Below are 16,485 nucleotides of genomic sequence, written 5' to 3' on the forward strand. Positions count from 1 at the left end.
GGATGCTTCCGATATCGCATTGTATGGTCGCCGGCTATGCGTCCGGTCTGTATCGTGACGCCTTGTGGTATTCGAGTGCGCTCTTTTGGTTATAACTGATGTTGGGAAGAATGCAACAGGCGCGCGCGGGACGGAGGCGGCATGTACGACAGGCGATTGGACGCCATCATCGCGGCGGAGGAATGCGGCAGTTTCAGCCGGGCGGCGCAACGGCTGCATCTGTCGGCGACCGCGGTGATCAAACAGATCGCCGGGTTCGAACACGAATACGGATTGACGTTGTTCGACCGGACCAACAACGGCGTGACCCCCACGGCGTCCGGACGCGCGTTGATCGAGGACGCGCGCGGCCTGATCCGGCAAAGCGAACGGTCGCTGCAGCATGCTCGGCAACTGGAACGAACGGCGGGGGAGACGGTCCGGCTCGCCGTATCCATGCTGCGTCCGGCGACCCCGCTGCTCGAACTGTGGCCGCGCGCATCGGTCTGGCTCGCGAACCAGGGACGTCACGTGAGTCTGGAGCTGGTCTCGCTGGCGGACGGCCCCGACGGATTCATGACTGCGCTCGACCATCTCGGCGAGGACGTGGACATGACGGCCAACGGCTTCTCTCCGGGGCGTCGGGAGCATGACTGCAACGTGCTCAAACTGGGCGAGTATCCGCTGCGCATGGGCGTGCCCCTGTCGAATCAGCTATCGGTCCGCTCCGGCTCGACGCTGCACTTGAATGATCTGGAAGGCCAGCGCATCCATATCCCCGCGCCCGGCGTCAACGATGCGATGGATCGGGCGCGGGCCGTGCTGTCCGCGGTGCCGGGCGTCACGCTGATTGACATGCGGTCGTATACGTTCGACGATTTCAACGCGTGCGCGGCCAGCGGCGATCTGATCCTCGCCCGCACCTTCGGCACCGGCATCCATCCCATGATCCGCCCGATGCCGGTGGACTGGGATCTGACCATCGCCTATGGGCTGTTCTATCCCAAGGAACCGTCCGCCGCCGTCCAGGCGTTCGTGGACGCGATCGGCGCCGTGCTGCAATAGAAACGCGCCCAATGCGTATGAGAGCACTGAGCGCGCGGAATCATATGTGACGAAGGTATCGCCGACTGTGCTATTCGGCCAGCAGCGACTCGCGATACCGCCGTCCGGCGTCGGCGAGCGCCGCATCGTCCAGTTCCATCGACTCGAACACGACGAACGGCTTCAACCACACGGCATGCGTGTACCGGGCCATCATGCGGTACGGCGAGAGCACCTCGTCGATCGTCGCACCGTCGTCGACCGGCTGGTATTCGGATTCCGGCCCGCCGGCGGTCGTGGCGACCATGATCTGCTTGGCCGTAAGCGCCTCGCCGTCCGTGCCGTACGCCCAGCCGTATTCAAGCACCTTGTCCTCCCACTCCTTGAGCAGCGCGGGCGCGGAATACCAGTAGAGCGGGAACTGCAGCACGATGCGATCATGTTGCTCGGCGAGCTGCTGTTCGGCGGCCACGTCGATCTTGCCGTTCGGGTAGAGCGCGTATTCGTCACGCACGGTGACGTTGCCATCGGTGTCCTGTTGCGCGGCGGCCATGAGCGCGGCGTTCGCGCGGGAGCGGCTCAGATCGGGGTGAAAGACGAGGACCAGCGTTTTCATGATGTCTCCTTCGACTGCGTTGTGGCGGTGGCGATCATACGGTTTGCGCGTATTGCCACTACTGTACCGCATGGGACGATCGATTCGGGAGACTGACGCTCAGTAGGCCGTCACCACGGCAGCGGCCGGCCGTCGCGGAAGAAGCCGCCGGTCGGACCGTCGTCGGGCAGCATCGCCGCCCACGTCACGCTTTTCGCGCTCACCTCGACCGGACGGCCGAACATGCCCGAACCGAACGTGTCGGTGATGTCCGGGCAGACCGCGTTGACGAGGATACGATCGGCGGCAAGCTCCTTCGCCGTCTTGATCGTCAACCCGTTGAGCGCGAGCTTGGAGATGCCGTATCCGGACGCGGGGATGCCCATCGCGCCGTGCAGGAACCCGTACTGCGGGTCGCCGTATGAGCCGGCGCCGCTGGACACGTTGACGATGCGGCCGTGCTCCGACTTGCGCAGCAGCGGAATGAACTTCTGCGTGACGATCCACGTGCCGATCACGTTCGTGTCGAGCACGGCGCGCATCTCGGCGATGTCCTGCTGTTCGACGGATGCGCCGGCGCGCATGGACGCCGCGTTGTTGACCAGTACATCGAGCCGTCCGAAGCGGCGGTCGACTTCCGCGGCGGCCGCGGCGGCACTTGCCTCGTCGGTGGTGTCGAGACGCACATAGCTGGCGGAGATGCCGGCGTCGATGAGTTTCTGTGTGAGCTGCGCGAGTTCCGGCCGGCGTGCGGCGAGGATGACGTGATAGCCGGCCTCGCCGAGCTGACGGGCGGTCTCGTAGCCGAGGCCGCCCTTGCGGCCTGAGCCGGTGATGAGTGCGATCTGCATGATGATGCTCCTTCGGGGCGTGCTGTTCGGTATGCGGTGCGATGGGGGATGCGTGGAATGCGCGGCTCAGAACTCGCGGCCGAGTTCGCGCGCCTTGTCGAGATACGGGGTGCCGGCGACCTGACCGGGCGCGAACACGCCGGCGGCCAGCACGGAACCCTTGATCTTCCAGCCGAGGCTTTCGCCGAAGCACATCTCGTAGTAGCCGAGCACGTTCTTGGCGAGCACCTCCTCGGGGCTGGCGCCGGCGACCAGCAGTGCCGACTCCTTGCCGGCGAGATCGTCGTGCGCGTCGAACGGCAGGCGGTCCATCATCGCCTTGATCTGCGCGGAGAACTGCATCCAATAGGTCGGCGTGGCGATCACGATGCCGTCCGCCGCCTTCATCTGCTCCATCACGGTCGTCATGTCGTCGGCCGGCTGGTCGTAGCCGGTGAACGGCGCGATGTTCATGTCGGCGAGCGTGAGTTTGGTCGCGGTGTTGCCGGCGGACTCGACGCCTTCGATGAACGCGTCGGCGAGCATGTCGGCGTTGCCGCCCTTGGTCGGGCTGCCCTGGATGACGAGAATGTGCTTGGCCATGATCGGTCCTTTCGATCGGTTTGGTTGTCTTGCCGCGGATACGTGTTCCGCGGTGTTCCGATAAGGACAGTATGCATGAGTACATATACTTTTCGTTCTTAGAATAAAAAACTGATTTTTGGAATATGGCAACGATGTTAGGATGGGAAACCATGAACGAGCAAGTCGAATCAAACGAAACGGCCACGCTGCCTGACGTACATGTCGCCGCGGAAGCCGACGTAAGTCTCACCGCGCCGACCTGCGCCATCGGCTACGCGTTCAAGGCGATCGAGGGCAAGTGGAAGCTGCCGGTCATGTACGTGCTGTCCGTGCGCGGCGCCGCCCGGTACAACGAGATCAAACGCGAGCTCGGCATCACCAACATGATGCTCACCAACACGCTGCGCGACCTCGAGGAATACGGGCTCGTCAGCCGCACCCAATACAACGAGGTGCCGCCGCGAGTCGAATACGCGCTCACCGCCAACGGCTACGCCATCATCCCCGCCCTCAAGGAATTCGAGAAATGGGGCCAGCGTCTGCTCGACGCGCGCGGCTCCTCGGCCGACGGTCCGATGGGGTAACAAACCAAAGCGATACCGGATCGGCGTTCGTGGCGCGCCGAAAACAATGTCCGGTCGGGAAGCGGATACGCTTGGAAGATGCGTCCGGCGACGGATCGGTCGTCGTGTGATGCATGATCGTAGCATTGGACGGTGCTTGCCGTCAGACGCACCGTTGCGGCGACCGTGTTTGTTGTTTTGATGGTGGGGTTGGTATGACGAGAGGCTTCTAGGCAGAATGGGTGGTGCCTTAAACCTAACCGTTCTAGCGAAGGAGCCTCCGTGGTCAAGGGTAGCAGTGTTAGTGTGTCGATGAGTCAGCAGCATGCGCGTGCGTGGCGTTGCCTGCAGCGCGCGTTCGCCGGTGACGAGGACATGCTTTCGGTGATGGTGCGTGGCTTGGCGGACGCGTGGCGCGAGTCCGGCGGGGCGATCGGCGCGGCGTCGGACGCGTTGGATCTCGAATCGCGTTCGGTCGCGCCGTTCACCCGCCTGTCCCTGACCGCGTTGGGCGCGCGTCTGAGCGCGCGCGACGACGAGATCTTCGCCTCGCGCGATCGTTCGTTGAGGGTGATCGGACGGGACGTGAAACGGCTGCTGACGATCGCGGGCACGGTCGAGTTCCGCGTGCGCCGCTACCGGGACGCGGACGGCAGGCCGCGGTATCTCCTGTTCGAGGACACGGGAATGTGCATGCCGCGCGAGAAGGCAAGCCGGGGTCTGAAGGCGTTCGTCGCGTCGATGGCGTGCGATCAGGCGTATCGTCCCGCGGCCGCGCACGTGGCCGTGTTCTCCCGGGAGGCGTTGAGCCCGTCCGCGGTCAAGGACGCGATCGAAACATGCGCCGCACCGCTCACGGCCCGGGCCGAGGAGGCCAGCAGGCGGTGGCTGGGCGGCGAGGTCGTCGGCGAGGAGAAGACCGCAACATTGTTCATGGAGGCCGACGGCGTGTACTGCCATCTGCAGCGCACCCGGGCCATGAAAAAGGCGAACATGCCGAAATGGGCGCAGGTACGCGACGCGAAGGCGTACGAGGGCAAGACGTCTGTCGCGAAGACGGACGGCGGGACGACGTCCAACCGGTGCCGCAACGCGCTCGTGTACGCGGCCGTCGAGGACGGGATCACGTTCGCGGACCGGCTCGCCGGACTCGTCAACATGAAATGGGACCTGAGCGACGTGAAACGCGCGTACTGGGGATGCGACGGGGAGAAAGCCTACCGGGACATCGGCGAACTCGTCAGGGCCGACGCGGCGGGCGTCATGGACCGCTGGCACCTGAGCGACAAGACCCGCAAACTCGCGCCCAGACCCCTCGTCACGCCGATCCTCAAGGCCATCGACGCGATCCGCCCCGACCTCGCGCTCAAGACCATAGCCGACTGGATGAGCGTCGCCGCGCACGAATGCGCCGGCCGCGAGAACGACCGGTTCGCCGCGACCATGGGCAAACTGACCGAACTGTACAAGTACATCGCGTCCAACCAGGCGAGAATCGCCGACGCCTCGCTGGGCACGATGGAGGCCACGAACGCGCACGTGGTCTGCGCGCGCACCAAACACACCGGGCTCGCGTGGAGCGTGACGGGGCTCGACAGCATGGTCCGCTGCCGCTCGAGCCTGGCCGGCACCGGCCGACTCACCCTCGCGCCCGCGCCATGCGCTCCCGCGGACAAACGTCCCACGACCCATGTCACGCTCGAACAAACCGAGCAATACCAGCTCAAACCCCCGCTGACCGCCACGCAGGCCAACCGCCTGCACGACGGCAACGGCACGACCGGCAAACAGGCACGCGTCGCCACGGCCGGCAACCGCAAACGAGCCATCCGACGAGGCACACGCTAACACGCCACGTCCGCTCCCACGCGTAGGTTTTCAAACAACACCACGCATGGTGCGAGCGTCAGCGTCGCCACTCAACCCATCAAACAACTAAACACGGTGCGTTGCGGCGATGAATGAAAGGATTTCGAAGATGAGCGAACAGACGAGTGGCCCGCAGCCGTCTGAGGTGATGGAGTTCATCGATGATTTGGGATCGCTGGTGGCGGTGCAGCCCGAAGCCACGGTCTCGCGTACCGTGATGCAGGTGGAAGGCGCCAACGTGGTGCTCTTCTCCTTCGACAAGGGGCAGGAATTGAGCGAGCACACCGCCGCAGTGCCGGTGCTGGTGCAATGTCTCGAAGGACATCTCAAGGTCACCGGTGGCGGCAAGACCGTGGATCTCGTGCCGGGCGGCATCCTGCATTTCCCGACCCGGCTGCCGCATGCGGTGTACGCCGCGGAAGCGTCCAAGATGGTCCTGATCATGGTGCGGAGCTGAACGTCATCGTTCGTTCGGAATGATTTGTTATGCGGTTCCTGGTCCTGTTTTGTCCGGAGTCCGCTTTCGTCGTAATCTCCATAGTTTCTCCTCGCAAAGTTCGCATGATTTCGTCGACCGTGCGAACTATGTGAGGAAACAAGTGGATCAAACTTCGCAAAGTTCGTACATCTCACGAAATCATGCGAACTTTGCGAGGAGAACGGCGTGCTCGAGCCCATACCTGCCGGTCTTCCAAGTCAATACTCACGTCCTTTGACGTCCGTCCGTCGTTCGTAGAACGGATGCATGCCGGTCATCGGCACGTCGGCGTCTAACAATTTGTGCATCAGCGGCGATCGTTGTGCAACCTCGTCGAACGTCGTCCGGATAATCGTGGTCACCTTGGCGCGGCGCAACGCGTCCTCGCGTTCGCGTTCGTCATGTACCACGGATTGTACGCCGCGTCGTCCCGTCATCTTCGGATCGACGTACTTGCCCGTGCCGTCATATTCCAGCACGATGATGCGTCCGTCCTGCGTATGCCATACGAAGTCGACGCGGTACCGTTTCCACGGGGCATCGGGGTCGACGAACACATGCTGCAATTGCGGCACCGCGAACCCCAGATCGAGGACCGTCGCGTAGCACCACGATTCGCCGCCGTTCTCGCACAACGGGTTCGCATAATGCAACAAGCGAAGCACGGGGCCATGGTCCGTATGCAATCCGTCGCACGTCTCCATTACCTCATCCAAGGTGACGAGCCCCCTGCGCAACGCCGAATTGAACATGGGCATCGCCTGCGCAAACGGATATCGCAAACCGCAATCGACCAGCGTCCTTGCCGGCGAAGTGACTCGCACGATCTCCGTCCCCGGATCAGCCGGCGCGGCGGACAACGCATGCTCCGGCGTGACGGAGATCGTGAGGCCTCCGGGACGCGGACGATGCGCTACCCGGACCACCGGCATATGCCGCATGAAGATGCGGCGGATGTTCGTGTGACAGCGGGAATTGCCGCCGGTGGGCGAGGCGATGAACACCGCATCGTCTCTGTGGAGCCGCCAACTGTATTCGAGTTGCAATATGGCGGCGGCGCTGAGTCCGGCGAATACGCGGGATGGCTGCCGGTACGCCAGTGAGCGGATGACATGACGTGCCTGTTCGCTGGCATTCAGGTCGTTCCAGTACTCGGCTCGCGCGTAGATGCCGCGATGGGGGCGGACCAGCAGCCCCGATCGCAGCCGTGTGATCACGGCGTGACGTTGCGCGCCGGTTGCAGGGGAGAAGCAGCGGCGGAAAGTTTCGGCTTCGTTGCACAGGTTGTCGATGTCCGTATTCTTGCGCATACGGCTAATGATGGGCGCATGCGGCTACCCGCGCAATGAAAACAGGGGTATGTGGTCGAAAGGTATGCTTCGGCGTGTTGTATCGTTCGGCTCGGTCCCGGCTCCGCAAGGTTCGCATGATTTGACGACCTTGCGAACTTTGCGAGGAAAAAGGCCTCCCAAACCTCATAAAGTTCGCGCAACCCTTGAAATCATGCGAACTTTGCGAGGACGGATTATGGTGTCGACTTGGTGTGGAGAGGTCGGCCTCGGACTGTGCCGTTGCGACTAGACCGTGTGCGATTCGGGTGCACGGGATGGTGTCCGGGAACGCGAACCGTCTCGTCGTCATGCTTGACGTGAACGGGGCAAGACCATTCCGTACGGCTCCACTGATGGGTGGGTGTGCGGAATGGTCTTGGATTGATTGCCGTGGCGAAACGTGGGGAAGTCCCGGCGTCAGTGCACCGAACGAACGTTGCGGTGATAACGACTATGACGATGGGGATCGCGAACGCCGGCGTGAAGGTGTCGGTGGCCGTCTCCTCCTCCGAAGTGATAGTCGGATCGACGGCGCGACAGGAAGTAATCGTTCGCTGATAGTCGGTCGCTCTTTTATCCATCCGCGCCGTCAGCGGGCCGCGTCGCGGGCGGTGATGCGCTCGCAGAAGCCGGTCTTGTCCGCTTCGGTGATCGGGCGCAGCACGCGGGCCGGATTGCCCACGGCGACCACGCCGGCCGGGATGTCGTGCGTGACGACCGAACCCGCACCGATCACCGAGCCGCGGCCGATGGTCACGCCGCCGAGCACGGTCACATGGCCGCCCAGCCACACGCCGTCCTCGATCACGATCGGCTTGGCCTGGCATGCGCCTGCCTTACGCTCCTCGAAGTCGAGCGCGTGATTCGTGGCGAACAGGCCGACCATCGGCGCGATCCACACGTAGTCGCCGATCGTGATCGGCGCGTTGTCGAGCATCACGCAGTCGAAGTTGATGTACGCGTGCGAGCCGATCGAGATGTTGCGGCCCATTTCGCAGCGGAAGTTCGGCTCGATGAACACGTCGTCGCCGACCTCGGCGAACAGCTGTTCCATGATCGCCCGGCGTTCGGCCTCCTGATCGTAGTCGAGCGTGTTGTAGGCGCGGAACAGCTTCTTGGCCTCCACGCGCTTGCGCTCGATCTCCGGATGCGAGTCCTGATAGACCTCGCCGGCCACCATAAGATCCCATTCGACGCGGCCCTCGGGCGTGAGATCCGCGGTGACGTCGTAGGTGTTCGTGGTCATGATTGTTCGCTCCTTCGCCGAAGTTGTGTACGGTCGTACATTATAGGTGACATGCTCGATGTACCCGGATCGAATCGGATAAGCCGAACATGACCCGGGAGTTGCGCGGTCACTGTCCGGCACGCGGATCGGACAGGCGATGGTCGAGGATCTCAAAGTCGGTGAAGGTGCGCGTGCCGCCTTCGCCGGTGGGGGACTGGGCCTCGAACCCGACCTTGAGCAGCCGGTCGAACGGCATGGAGGAGCATAGGCGCGACATGAACCACTGCATGCCGTCGAAGGAGTAGTGGATCGAAAACACATCGTCGGTGCGGGCGAGCTGCAGCCAGACGAAATCACCGTGAACGGTGACGCCGTAACAGTCGTCCGAAACGCCGTCGGTCGCCACGGTGACCACCGACTTGAACCCGTAATCGCCCTGCTCGAAGCAGGCCTTCACCCAATGGGTGTCATCCTGATAGGCGAACAGTGCGCCGCCGTCGAACTTCGCCTTGTGCTCGAGCGAGATCTTGGCTCGGCAAACGAAGTCGCCCACGACCGGACGGTAGACGAATGCCGCGTCGGCTACCACGCTGTCGTCCACGGGATTGACGAAGAAGTCCTTGCCTGGTATGGATTCGATGGTCAGTACGTTGCCGCTGATGTTGAATGTGACGTTGTCTGAGTTTGCGCGCAGCATGATGGGATTCCTTTCTATCGGTGATCCGGGATCGGTGCCCGGTTGCGTATCCCCGTTTGGCTGGGATGATTGATTATGATGATAATTCCGTAAGCTCTCTCAAATTCCGCTTGCTTTGGTGAAATATTGGTATGATGATTCCAAAATATAGAAGGATCATTCCCTGATGGATTCACTGCGCGAAGATGTATGGAGGTGACGTGGCATGGCGAACATTGCGGTTCGGGTGAACTCCGACTATCTGGAGGACGTGCAGTACGATGACCCCACTCTGCCGATCCACTTCTGCATGGACTACTTCGACACGCTTGCTGGCCACGAGATCAACGTGCACTGGCATCGCGACTTCGAGTTCGCGATCATGCTGCGTGGCGCCTGCAACTATCATCTGGGCGGCGGCGACGCGATACGGCTCGAACAGGGCGATGGCATCTTCGTCAATTCCGAAGCGCTGCACTCGGCAGACAATCCCACGCCGGGTGCGATCATGAGCTGCGTCACGTTCTCTCCGTTGTTCTTCACCGGGCAGCCGTCCGGCACGATCTACGGCGAACACATACTGCCGGTCGTGAACCGGCCGCTCGCCGGACTACGTCTCGACGCGAGCCGAAACCGTGACATGCTTGCGGAAATACTGACGGTTACGTCGATCGGCAAACGCGAGACAACTGCACCGCTGGAATACGTCGAACATGTGGCGAGACTGTGGCGGCTGACGTTGTCTGCGATCGACAAGGTGCCGGACGAGCGGCCGGACGAGATGGAACTGCTTCGTGAACGGCGCATGCGCACCATGATGACGTTCATTCAACGGCATTTCGATGCCGGCATCGGTTTGCTCGACATCGCGGCCAGCGCCGGCATCGGTCGCACCGAATGCTTCCGGCTGTTCACACGTCTCGCCGGAGTCAGCCCGGGGGAGTACCTGATCTCCTACCGTCTGCGTCGGGCCGCGGCGATGCTCGTCTCCGGCGACGATTCCGTCGCGCTCATCGCCCATGTCTGCGGGTTCAACGACGCCAGCTATTTCGCCAAACGGTTTCGGCAGCGCTATGGATGCACGCCAAGGGAATATCGTGCCCGTTGCCGGACGGGTTTTGCGGCGTCCTGTGTTGCCGGAGTGAAGATTAGAGAGTGATTGCGAAACTTGCACGTATTATTGCGCCCGCCACATCATGCCGATGTGGGGGATGCCGTCCTCGAGAAACTCGTCGGAGATCTGCGTGAAGCCGAGCTGCTCGTACAGGCCGCGCGCGTAGGTCTGCGCCTCGATATGCACGACGTCGGCGTGCATGCGTTCCTGTGCCACGCGCAATCCCTCGCGTACGATCCGCGTGCCGAGGCCCTGCCGGCGGCGGGTCGCCAGCACACGGCCGATCGACGCTTCCGCAAACGTGACGCCCGGATCGATCACGCGGCAATAGGCGGCGATGCCATCCTCGTCATGCAGGAACACATGCCAGCAATGCCGGTCCGCCTCGTCCACCTCCTGATAGGCGCACCGCTGCTCCACCACGAACACCGCCACGCGCGCCCGGTAGATCTCATACAACTCCGCCGCGCTCAGCTCTTCCAGCCGTTTCACCGTCAACTGCATGATCCCATCGTATAAGCCGCGTCCGATTCCATTCACAAACCGTATGGCCGGCCATTGAAAGAGCCTATTGGACATGGCGATTGATGTGCGGTGTAATGCATCACAGTGGACAGACGAACACCCCTTCCCGCAGGGGCAGGCTCAATGGGGTGATGGAGAAGCCATATGAGTAGTTTTGTATGCTTGTTCATGATAGTCGGTCGAACTGCGTTCGTCACCGGTTGGTGAGCGCCTCCTGTGTGGGCGCGTAACGGGCGCCTTCGATGGTGATCGAGTCGAGCGTGCGGTTGATCTCGGCCAGTTCGTCCGGCGTGAACGTGACGGCCGCGCCGCCGAGGTTCTGCCGCAGCCGGTCGACGTGCTTGGTGCCGGGGATCGGCACGATCCACGGGCGTTGCGCGAGCAGCCAGCCGAGCGCGATCTGCGCGGGCGCGACGTCGCGTTCGTCCGCCAACGACTGCACGTATTCGCTCATGCGGATGTTGTGCGCCATATGCTCGGGGGAGAAGCGCGGGATCTTGCTGCGATAGTCGTCGGCGGCGAAGCGCGTGGCCGCGGTGAACCGGCCTGCCAGCATCGCCTTGCCGAGCGGGCTGAACGGCACGAGCCCGATGCCCAGCTCCTCGAGCATCGGCATCAGCTCTCGTTCGGGACGCCGCCACCACATCGAATACTCGTTCTGCACCGCCGTGACCGGCGTGACCGCATGCGCGCGGCGCACCGTGGCGGGCGCCGCCTCCGACAGCCCCCAGTGCAGGATCTTGCCTTCGGCCATCAGCTCGCCCATCACTCCGGCCACATCCTCGATCGGCACGGTCGTGTCCACGCGATGCTGGTAGTACAGGTCGATGTGATCGGTGCGCAGTCGTCTGAGCGACCCTTCGACCGCCTTGCGGATCGTTTCGGGACGCGAATCGGTCTGCTGCACGCGGCCGGACGCGTCCAACGCCGCGCTCCCGTCGGAGCCGTCGCCGTTCGGGTCGCCGTGCAAGGCGAATCCGAACTTGGTGGCGATCACCACGTCGTCGCGGAACGGCTCCAACGCCTCGCCGACCAGCGCCTCGTTCGTGAACGGCCCGTACACTTCGGCCGTGTCGAAGAACCGTTCGCCCATCTCGTACGCCGCGCGGATTACGCGGATCGACTCATCGTGCGGCAGGAACGGCGGCCAGCTCATCGTGAACCCCATGCAGCCCAAGCCGATCGCCGACACCTCCAATGCGGCCGGGCCCGTGCCCAGTATGCGAGTCGGCATCGCCGCTGTGGGGGCGGTCGCGGTATTCGTTTCCATGATGCGTTCCTTTCGCCATGCCATTATGTGAGCGATGCCACGATCAGACGTGGCCGATGACGTGTGCCGGATTGCCGGCGACGATCGTGCCGGCCGGCACGTCGTGCGTGACGATCGCGCCCGCGCCGACGATCGCGCCGTCTCCGACCGTCACGTGCTGCAGGATGATTGCGCCCGCGCCGATCCATACGCGCTTGCCGATCGTGATCGGCCGGCTGACGGTCGTGGCCCGCCGGGCCGGGTCCTTCATATGGTTGATGGTGATGAGCTGCACGTTCGGCCCCAGGAACGAATCGTCGCCGATACTGATGCCGCCACGGTCCATGAGCATGCACCCCCAGTTGATGAACACGTTGCGCCCGAGCGTGATGTTGTGGCCGAAATCCGTGTAGAACGGCGGATTGAGTCGGAACGACGGATCGACCGGATGGCCGACGATCCGTTCGAAGAGCGCATGAGTCTCCTCGGAGTCGTGGTATCCGGTGTTCAGTTCGATGCACAGACGTTTCGTAGCGCGGATGATGGTGCCGATGGCGGCGTCGTAGCCGGGCTCGCGCGGATCGACCGGTTCGCCGCCGCGGTCACGGGCAAGCAGATCCGTCGTTTGCAAAGACGGTTCGGACGATGGTTCCGTATCGGAGATGCCGTCGCGGACAGTGGATGCGTCGGCGGCGACGGCGAGGGTTGCGTTGGCGGTCATGATGCATTCCTTCCGACGATCGCCATCATTGAACCGCCACTATCATCCATTGTCCAATAGCATGAGCATATGGTTGTCTATGCTTAGAGTGTATGGCTGACGTCGTAGTGTCATCCTGTCGATGCGTGGGACGATGCGGGCGATGAGGAAATGGAGCGGGGCATGGAATTGCGTGTGTTGCGGTATTTTCTGGCGGTGGCCGAGGAAGGCAGCATCACCGGCGGCGCCGAACTGCTGCGGATATCCCAGCCCACGATGTCGCGCCAACTGCAGCAGCTCGAACGCGAGCTTGGCGTGACGCTGTTCGAACGGGGCCAACGGTCCGTCGCGCTGACGCCTGAAGGCATGCTGTTGCGCGATCGGGCACGGGCACTCGTCGAACTCGCCGACAAGACCGTGAACGATGTGACGAACCGTTCGGCTGAAGAGCTGAACGGCGAGATCGCGGTGTGTTGCGGTGAGCTGCGTGGCGTTGATTGGCTGGCCGATCGCATGGTCGCGTTTCGGGCGCGGCACCCGCACGTGCGGTTCGCGCTGTTCTCCGCGACGGCCGACGTGATGCAGGAGCGGTTGGAGCAGGGGTTGTCCGACGTCGCCGTGATGGGCGGGTCGATCGATGCGGAACGGTTCGATTTCCTGCATCTACCGCATCAGGACCGTTGGGGCGTGATGATGCGTGACGGCGATCCATTGGCCGGTCGCGGCGAGATCGCTCCCGTCGATCTCAGGGGGAGAGAAGTGCTGATGCAGTACCGTCCGCAGGTGCGCGGCATGCTGGACAGCTGGCTCGGCGGCGTGCGTGACGAGATCATCGTCGCCGGCACCTACAACCTGCCGTTGAACGCGGCGACCGCGGTGCGGCACGGCCTCGGCATCGCCCTGTGCATCGATGTGGGGCAGGTGGGAGACGGCCTGCGGTTCGTGCCGTTGACGCCGCGTCTCGACGTGCCGTCCGCCGTCGTGTGGAAACGAGGGCGCACGCTCAATCCCTCGGCTGCGGCGTTCGTCGGATCGTTGCGCGATGCCGGCGTGTCCGATGTGCCCGATCCGGTCGATTGACGGGGTTGGGTGTTCGTCCGTCTATCCTCGCACCGTGTCCGGGTGCGTGGGGCGCTGATTGCACACGGCCTGCAGAGGAGGGGCACACGCCGATCGAAAGGTTCAATTTGTGTTTCCGGAATGTGACGTGAATTGAACTTACGGTGTTTTCGGGGATGATGTAGTGCTATGGTTTGAACCAATGGTTTTGAACTTTGAACTTTCCGGGATCGGGGGAGTGACATGGAAAGTTTCGCGACGCGATTGAAGACGGCGATGGGCGCCCGTCATCTCAAACAGGTCGACATCGTCCATGCGGCCCAGCGGGCTGGGATCAAACTCGGCAAAAGCCACATCAGCCAGTATGTCGGCGGCAAGACCATACCTCGTACGGAAACGCTGCGCTTCCTCGCCGATACGCTCGGCGTCGACGAGGAATGGCTGCTCGGCCATGATATGTCGCAGTCAAGCGGTCCGCAGCTATCCACGGCACCCGCCGCACCGGCGTTGACCACACGGGCATCATCTCAGCACACGGCGTCAGACCACCAGACCATCCTCACGGAAGAAGGAATCCCCATGCGTCAGTTCCACAAATCCACCAAACTCGACAACGTGTTGTACGACGTGCGCGGCCCGGTCGTCGACGAGGCCGCCCGCATGGAGGAAGCGGGCATGCACGTGCTCAAGCTCAACATCGGCAACCCCGCGCCGTTCGGCTTCCGCACGCCCGACGAGGTCGTTTACGACATGTCGCGCCAGCTGACCGACACCGAAGGCTACTCCGCGTCCAAGGGCCTGTTCTCCGCGCGCAAGGCCATCATGCAGTACGCGCAGCTCAAGAACATCCCCAATGTCGGCATCGAGGACATCTACACCGGCAACGGCGTGAGCGAGCTCATCAACCTGTCCATGTCCGCCCTGCTCGACGACGGCGACGAAGTGCTCGTGCCCAGCCCCGACTACCCGCTGTGGACCGCGTGCGTGAACCTTGCCGGCGGTACCGCCGTGCACTACGTGTGCGACGAGCAGTCCGAATGGTATCCGGACATCGACGACATGCGCTCCAAGATCACCGACCGCACGGTCGCGATCGTCCTGATCAATCCGAACAACCCGACCGGCGCGCTCTACCCGCCCGAAGTGCTCCAGCAGATCGTCGACCTCGCCCGCGAACACCAGCTCATGATCTTCTCTGACGAGATTTACGACCGTCTCGTCATGGATGGCCTCAAGCACGTCTCGATCGCCTCGATGGCGCCCGACCTGTTCTGCGTTACGTTCTCCGGCCTGTCGAAGTCGCACATGATCGCCGGCTACCGCGTCGGCTGGATGGTCCTGAGCGGCAACAAGCGCATAGCCAAGGACTACATCGAGGGACTCAACATGCTCGCCAACATGCGCATCTGCTCGAACGTTCCCGCCCAGTCGATCGTGCAGACCGCACTCGGCGGCCATCAATCCGTGAACGACTACATCGTGCCCGGCGGCCGCATCCACGACCAGCGCGACTACATCTACAACGCGCTCAATTCGATCGACGGCGTCACCGCAGTCAAGCCGAAGGCCGCGTTCTACATATTCCCGAAACTCGATGTGAAGAAGTTCAACATCACCGACGACGAACAGTTCGCGCTCGACCTGCTGCACGACAAGCGCATTCTCATCACGCGAGGCGGCGGATTCAACTGGCAGGAGCCGGACCACTTCCGCATCGTCTATCTGCCGCGCATCGAAGTGCTCAAGGACGCGGTCGACAAGCTCACTGACTTCCTGTCGTACTACCACCAGTGATCCGCGGCGGGCCGAGAGCGATTCGAGGCATCCAAGACAATATGCGTGTGGCCTTCCTCCGGATGGGGAAGGCCACACGCATATGAAACGGAACGAGCCAGTCGTCACCGCGCGTCGGGTACGGCCGCGAACACCTCATGGTGCGAATCGAGCACATGGACGCGATCAAGAGGCCAGAACGTGAACACGGCCACGCCCTCCGAGTTGCTCATCGGCACCTGACCTCCGTTGGCATCGTCCTGATGGGCCCGGCTGTCGGCGCTGCCCGAACGGTTGTCGCCCATCATCCACATCATCCCGTCCTTGACCGTGACGCTGAACGCCTGATCAGACGGGTTCACCCCGGACTTCAGATACGCCGACTCGTCGATCGCCACGCCATTGACCTTGAGCGGCGCGCCGTCGCCGTCGCAACTGACCGTGTCTCCCGGCAGGCCGATCACCCGTTTGATCAGATACTTGCCCTTGCCGGCCGACAGCCAGTTGTCCGGATCCTCGAACACGACGATGTCGCCGCGTTGCGGCTTCATCACCTTGACCGCGACCACGCGATCCTTCAGCTGGATCGTGTCAAGCATACTGCCGGACGGAATCACGTACGTGCCCAGCAGAAACATGCGGATCAGCGCCACCGCGACCACCGGCACCACGATCCAAGGAAGCCAGTCCATCAGTCCTTCCGAGGGGGCCGTAGACTCGTTCGCCCGTGCGCTGTGTCTTGCCATATCCGTCACTTCCGTTCCCTGCGCCCGCGCCGCCGGTGCGGCACGGTCTGCCATTGCGCTGCCCGCCATTATCCCACAGCCGGCCCGGCGGTTCGCTGGGAGCGTCGCGGCATACGGGATATCCTGAGACGTCGGCCGCCA

The 16,485-nt window shown here is 63.0% G+C and carries 17 protein-coding genes; 7 read left to right on the forward strand and 10 right to left on the reverse strand.

All coding sequences use genetic code 11. The annotated features are described in order from the left end of the window. Nucleotides 1-141 precede the first annotated feature (141 nt). Complete coding sequence (locus JS541_RS11115; protein ID WP_214374575.1) at nucleotides 142-1,044, forward strand: LysR family transcriptional regulator; 903 nt, start codon at nucleotides 142-144, stop codon at nucleotides 1,042-1,044. Between the two features lie 70 nt (nucleotides 1,045-1,114). On the opposite strand, the gene JS541_RS11120 is transcribed toward JS541_RS11115, so the two are convergent. The 3 genes from JS541_RS11120 to JS541_RS11130 all read right to left on the reverse strand — a co-directional run bounded on the left by JS541_RS11120 (nucleotide 1,115) and on the right by JS541_RS11130 (nucleotide 3,051). Beyond that, nucleotides 1,115-1,639, reverse strand: coding sequence for an NAD(P)H-dependent oxidoreductase (locus tag JS541_RS11120; protein ID WP_214374576.1), 525 nt, complete (start codon nucleotides 1,637-1,639; stop codon nucleotides 1,115-1,117). A gap of 110 nt (nucleotides 1,640-1,749) precedes the next feature. Continuing rightward, nucleotides 1,750-2,469, reverse strand: a complete 720-nt coding sequence (locus JS541_RS11125) for an SDR family NAD(P)-dependent oxidoreductase (RefSeq protein ID WP_214374577.1) — start codon at nucleotides 2,467-2,469, stop codon at nucleotides 1,750-1,752. Between the two features lie 66 nt (nucleotides 2,470-2,535). Beyond that, nucleotides 2,536-3,051, reverse strand: coding sequence for a flavodoxin family protein (locus JS541_RS11130; RefSeq protein ID WP_214374578.1), 516 nt, complete (start codon nucleotides 3,049-3,051; stop codon nucleotides 2,536-2,538). Nucleotides 3,052-3,203: 152 nt separating this feature from the next. On the opposite strand from JS541_RS11130, the gene JS541_RS11135 reads away from it, so the two are divergent. The 3 genes from JS541_RS11135 to JS541_RS11145 all read left to right on the forward strand — a co-directional run bounded on the left by JS541_RS11135 (nucleotide 3,204) and on the right by JS541_RS11145 (nucleotide 5,922). Beyond that, complete coding sequence (locus JS541_RS11135) at nucleotides 3,204-3,617, forward strand: helix-turn-helix domain-containing protein (RefSeq protein WP_214374579.1); 414 nt, start codon at nucleotides 3,204-3,206, stop codon at nucleotides 3,615-3,617. 261 nt (nucleotides 3,618-3,878) lie between these two features. After that, entirely contained in the window at nucleotides 3,879-5,444 is a 1,566-nt protein-coding gene (locus JS541_RS11140) for a UPF0236 family protein (protein WP_214374580.1), read from the forward strand. A gap of 130 nt (nucleotides 5,445-5,574) precedes the next feature. Beyond that, nucleotides 5,575-5,922, forward strand: coding sequence for a cupin domain-containing protein (locus tag JS541_RS11145; RefSeq protein WP_236036984.1), 348 nt, complete (start codon nucleotides 5,575-5,577; stop codon nucleotides 5,920-5,922). 239 nt (nucleotides 5,923-6,161) lie between these two features. On the opposite strand, the gene JS541_RS11150 is transcribed toward JS541_RS11145, so the two are convergent. From JS541_RS11150 to JS541_RS11160, 3 genes are all read right to left on the reverse strand, one after another. Beyond that, a complete protein-coding gene (locus JS541_RS11150; protein ID WP_240539342.1) occupies nucleotides 6,162-7,253 on the reverse strand; it encodes a CTP synthase in 1,092 nt (363 codons plus the stop codon). 610 nt (nucleotides 7,254-7,863) lie between these two features. Continuing rightward, nucleotides 7,864-8,520 carry a sugar O-acetyltransferase gene (locus tag JS541_RS11155; protein ID WP_214374581.1) on the reverse strand — a complete coding sequence of 219 codons (657 nt, stop codon included), beginning with the start codon at nucleotides 8,518-8,520 and terminating at the stop codon, nucleotides 7,864-7,866. Nucleotides 8,521-8,629: 109 nt separating this feature from the next. Next, nucleotides 8,630-9,199: a DUF1349 domain-containing protein gene (locus tag JS541_RS11160; protein WP_214374582.1), complete on the reverse strand. Its 570-nt coding sequence runs from the start codon at nucleotides 9,197-9,199 to the stop codon at nucleotides 8,630-8,632. A 205-nt stretch (nucleotides 9,200-9,404) separates the two neighbouring features. Between JS541_RS11160 and JS541_RS11165 the strand changes: the two genes are divergently transcribed. Beyond that, nucleotides 9,405-10,337, forward strand: a complete 933-nt coding sequence (locus JS541_RS11165) for a helix-turn-helix domain-containing protein (RefSeq protein ID WP_214374583.1) — start codon at nucleotides 9,405-9,407, stop codon at nucleotides 10,335-10,337. 18 nt (nucleotides 10,338-10,355) lie between these two features. Here JS541_RS11165 and JS541_RS11170 read toward each other — a convergent pair whose 3' ends face one another. The 3 genes from JS541_RS11170 to JS541_RS11180 all read right to left on the reverse strand — a co-directional run bounded on the left by JS541_RS11170 (nucleotide 10,356) and on the right by JS541_RS11180 (nucleotide 12,787). Continuing rightward, on the reverse strand, nucleotides 10,356-10,796 hold the full coding sequence (locus tag JS541_RS11170) for a GNAT family N-acetyltransferase (RefSeq protein ID WP_214374584.1): 441 nt from the start codon (nucleotides 10,794-10,796) through the stop codon (nucleotides 10,356-10,358). 214 nt (nucleotides 10,797-11,010) lie between these two features. Then, the gene (locus JS541_RS11175) at nucleotides 11,011-12,087 is read right to left on the reverse strand and encodes an aldo/keto reductase (RefSeq protein ID WP_214374585.1); all 1,077 of its coding nucleotides are present in this window, start codon (nucleotides 12,085-12,087) and stop codon (nucleotides 11,011-11,013) included. Nucleotides 12,088-12,130: 43 nt separating this feature from the next. Continuing rightward, nucleotides 12,131-12,787: a sugar O-acetyltransferase gene (locus JS541_RS11180; RefSeq protein WP_214374586.1), complete on the reverse strand. Its 657-nt coding sequence runs from the start codon at nucleotides 12,785-12,787 to the stop codon at nucleotides 12,131-12,133. A 162-nt stretch (nucleotides 12,788-12,949) separates the two neighbouring features. On the opposite strand from JS541_RS11180, the gene JS541_RS11185 reads away from it, so the two are divergent. Both JS541_RS11185 and JS541_RS11190 read left to right on the forward strand, forming a co-directional pair. Beyond that, entirely contained in the window at nucleotides 12,950-13,846 is an 897-nt protein-coding gene (locus tag JS541_RS11185; RefSeq protein ID WP_214374587.1) for a LysR family transcriptional regulator, read from the forward strand. 222 nt (nucleotides 13,847-14,068) lie between these two features. Further along, a complete protein-coding gene (locus JS541_RS11190; protein ID WP_214374588.1) occupies nucleotides 14,069-15,619 on the forward strand; it encodes an aminotransferase class I/II-fold pyridoxal phosphate-dependent enzyme in 1,551 nt (516 codons plus the stop codon). Nucleotides 15,620-15,723: 104 nt separating this feature from the next. On the opposite strand, the gene lepB is transcribed toward JS541_RS11190, so the two are convergent. After that, nucleotides 15,724-16,344, reverse strand: coding sequence for a signal peptidase I (gene lepB / locus JS541_RS11195; RefSeq protein ID WP_240539343.1), 621 nt, complete (start codon nucleotides 16,342-16,344; stop codon nucleotides 15,724-15,726). Nucleotides 16,345-16,485: the final 141 nt, after the last annotated feature.

Source organism: Bifidobacterium sp. SO1, from assembly GCF_018555335.1.
Classification (GTDB): domain Bacteria; phylum Actinomycetota; class Actinomycetes; order Actinomycetales; family Bifidobacteriaceae; genus Bifidobacterium; species Bifidobacterium simiiventris.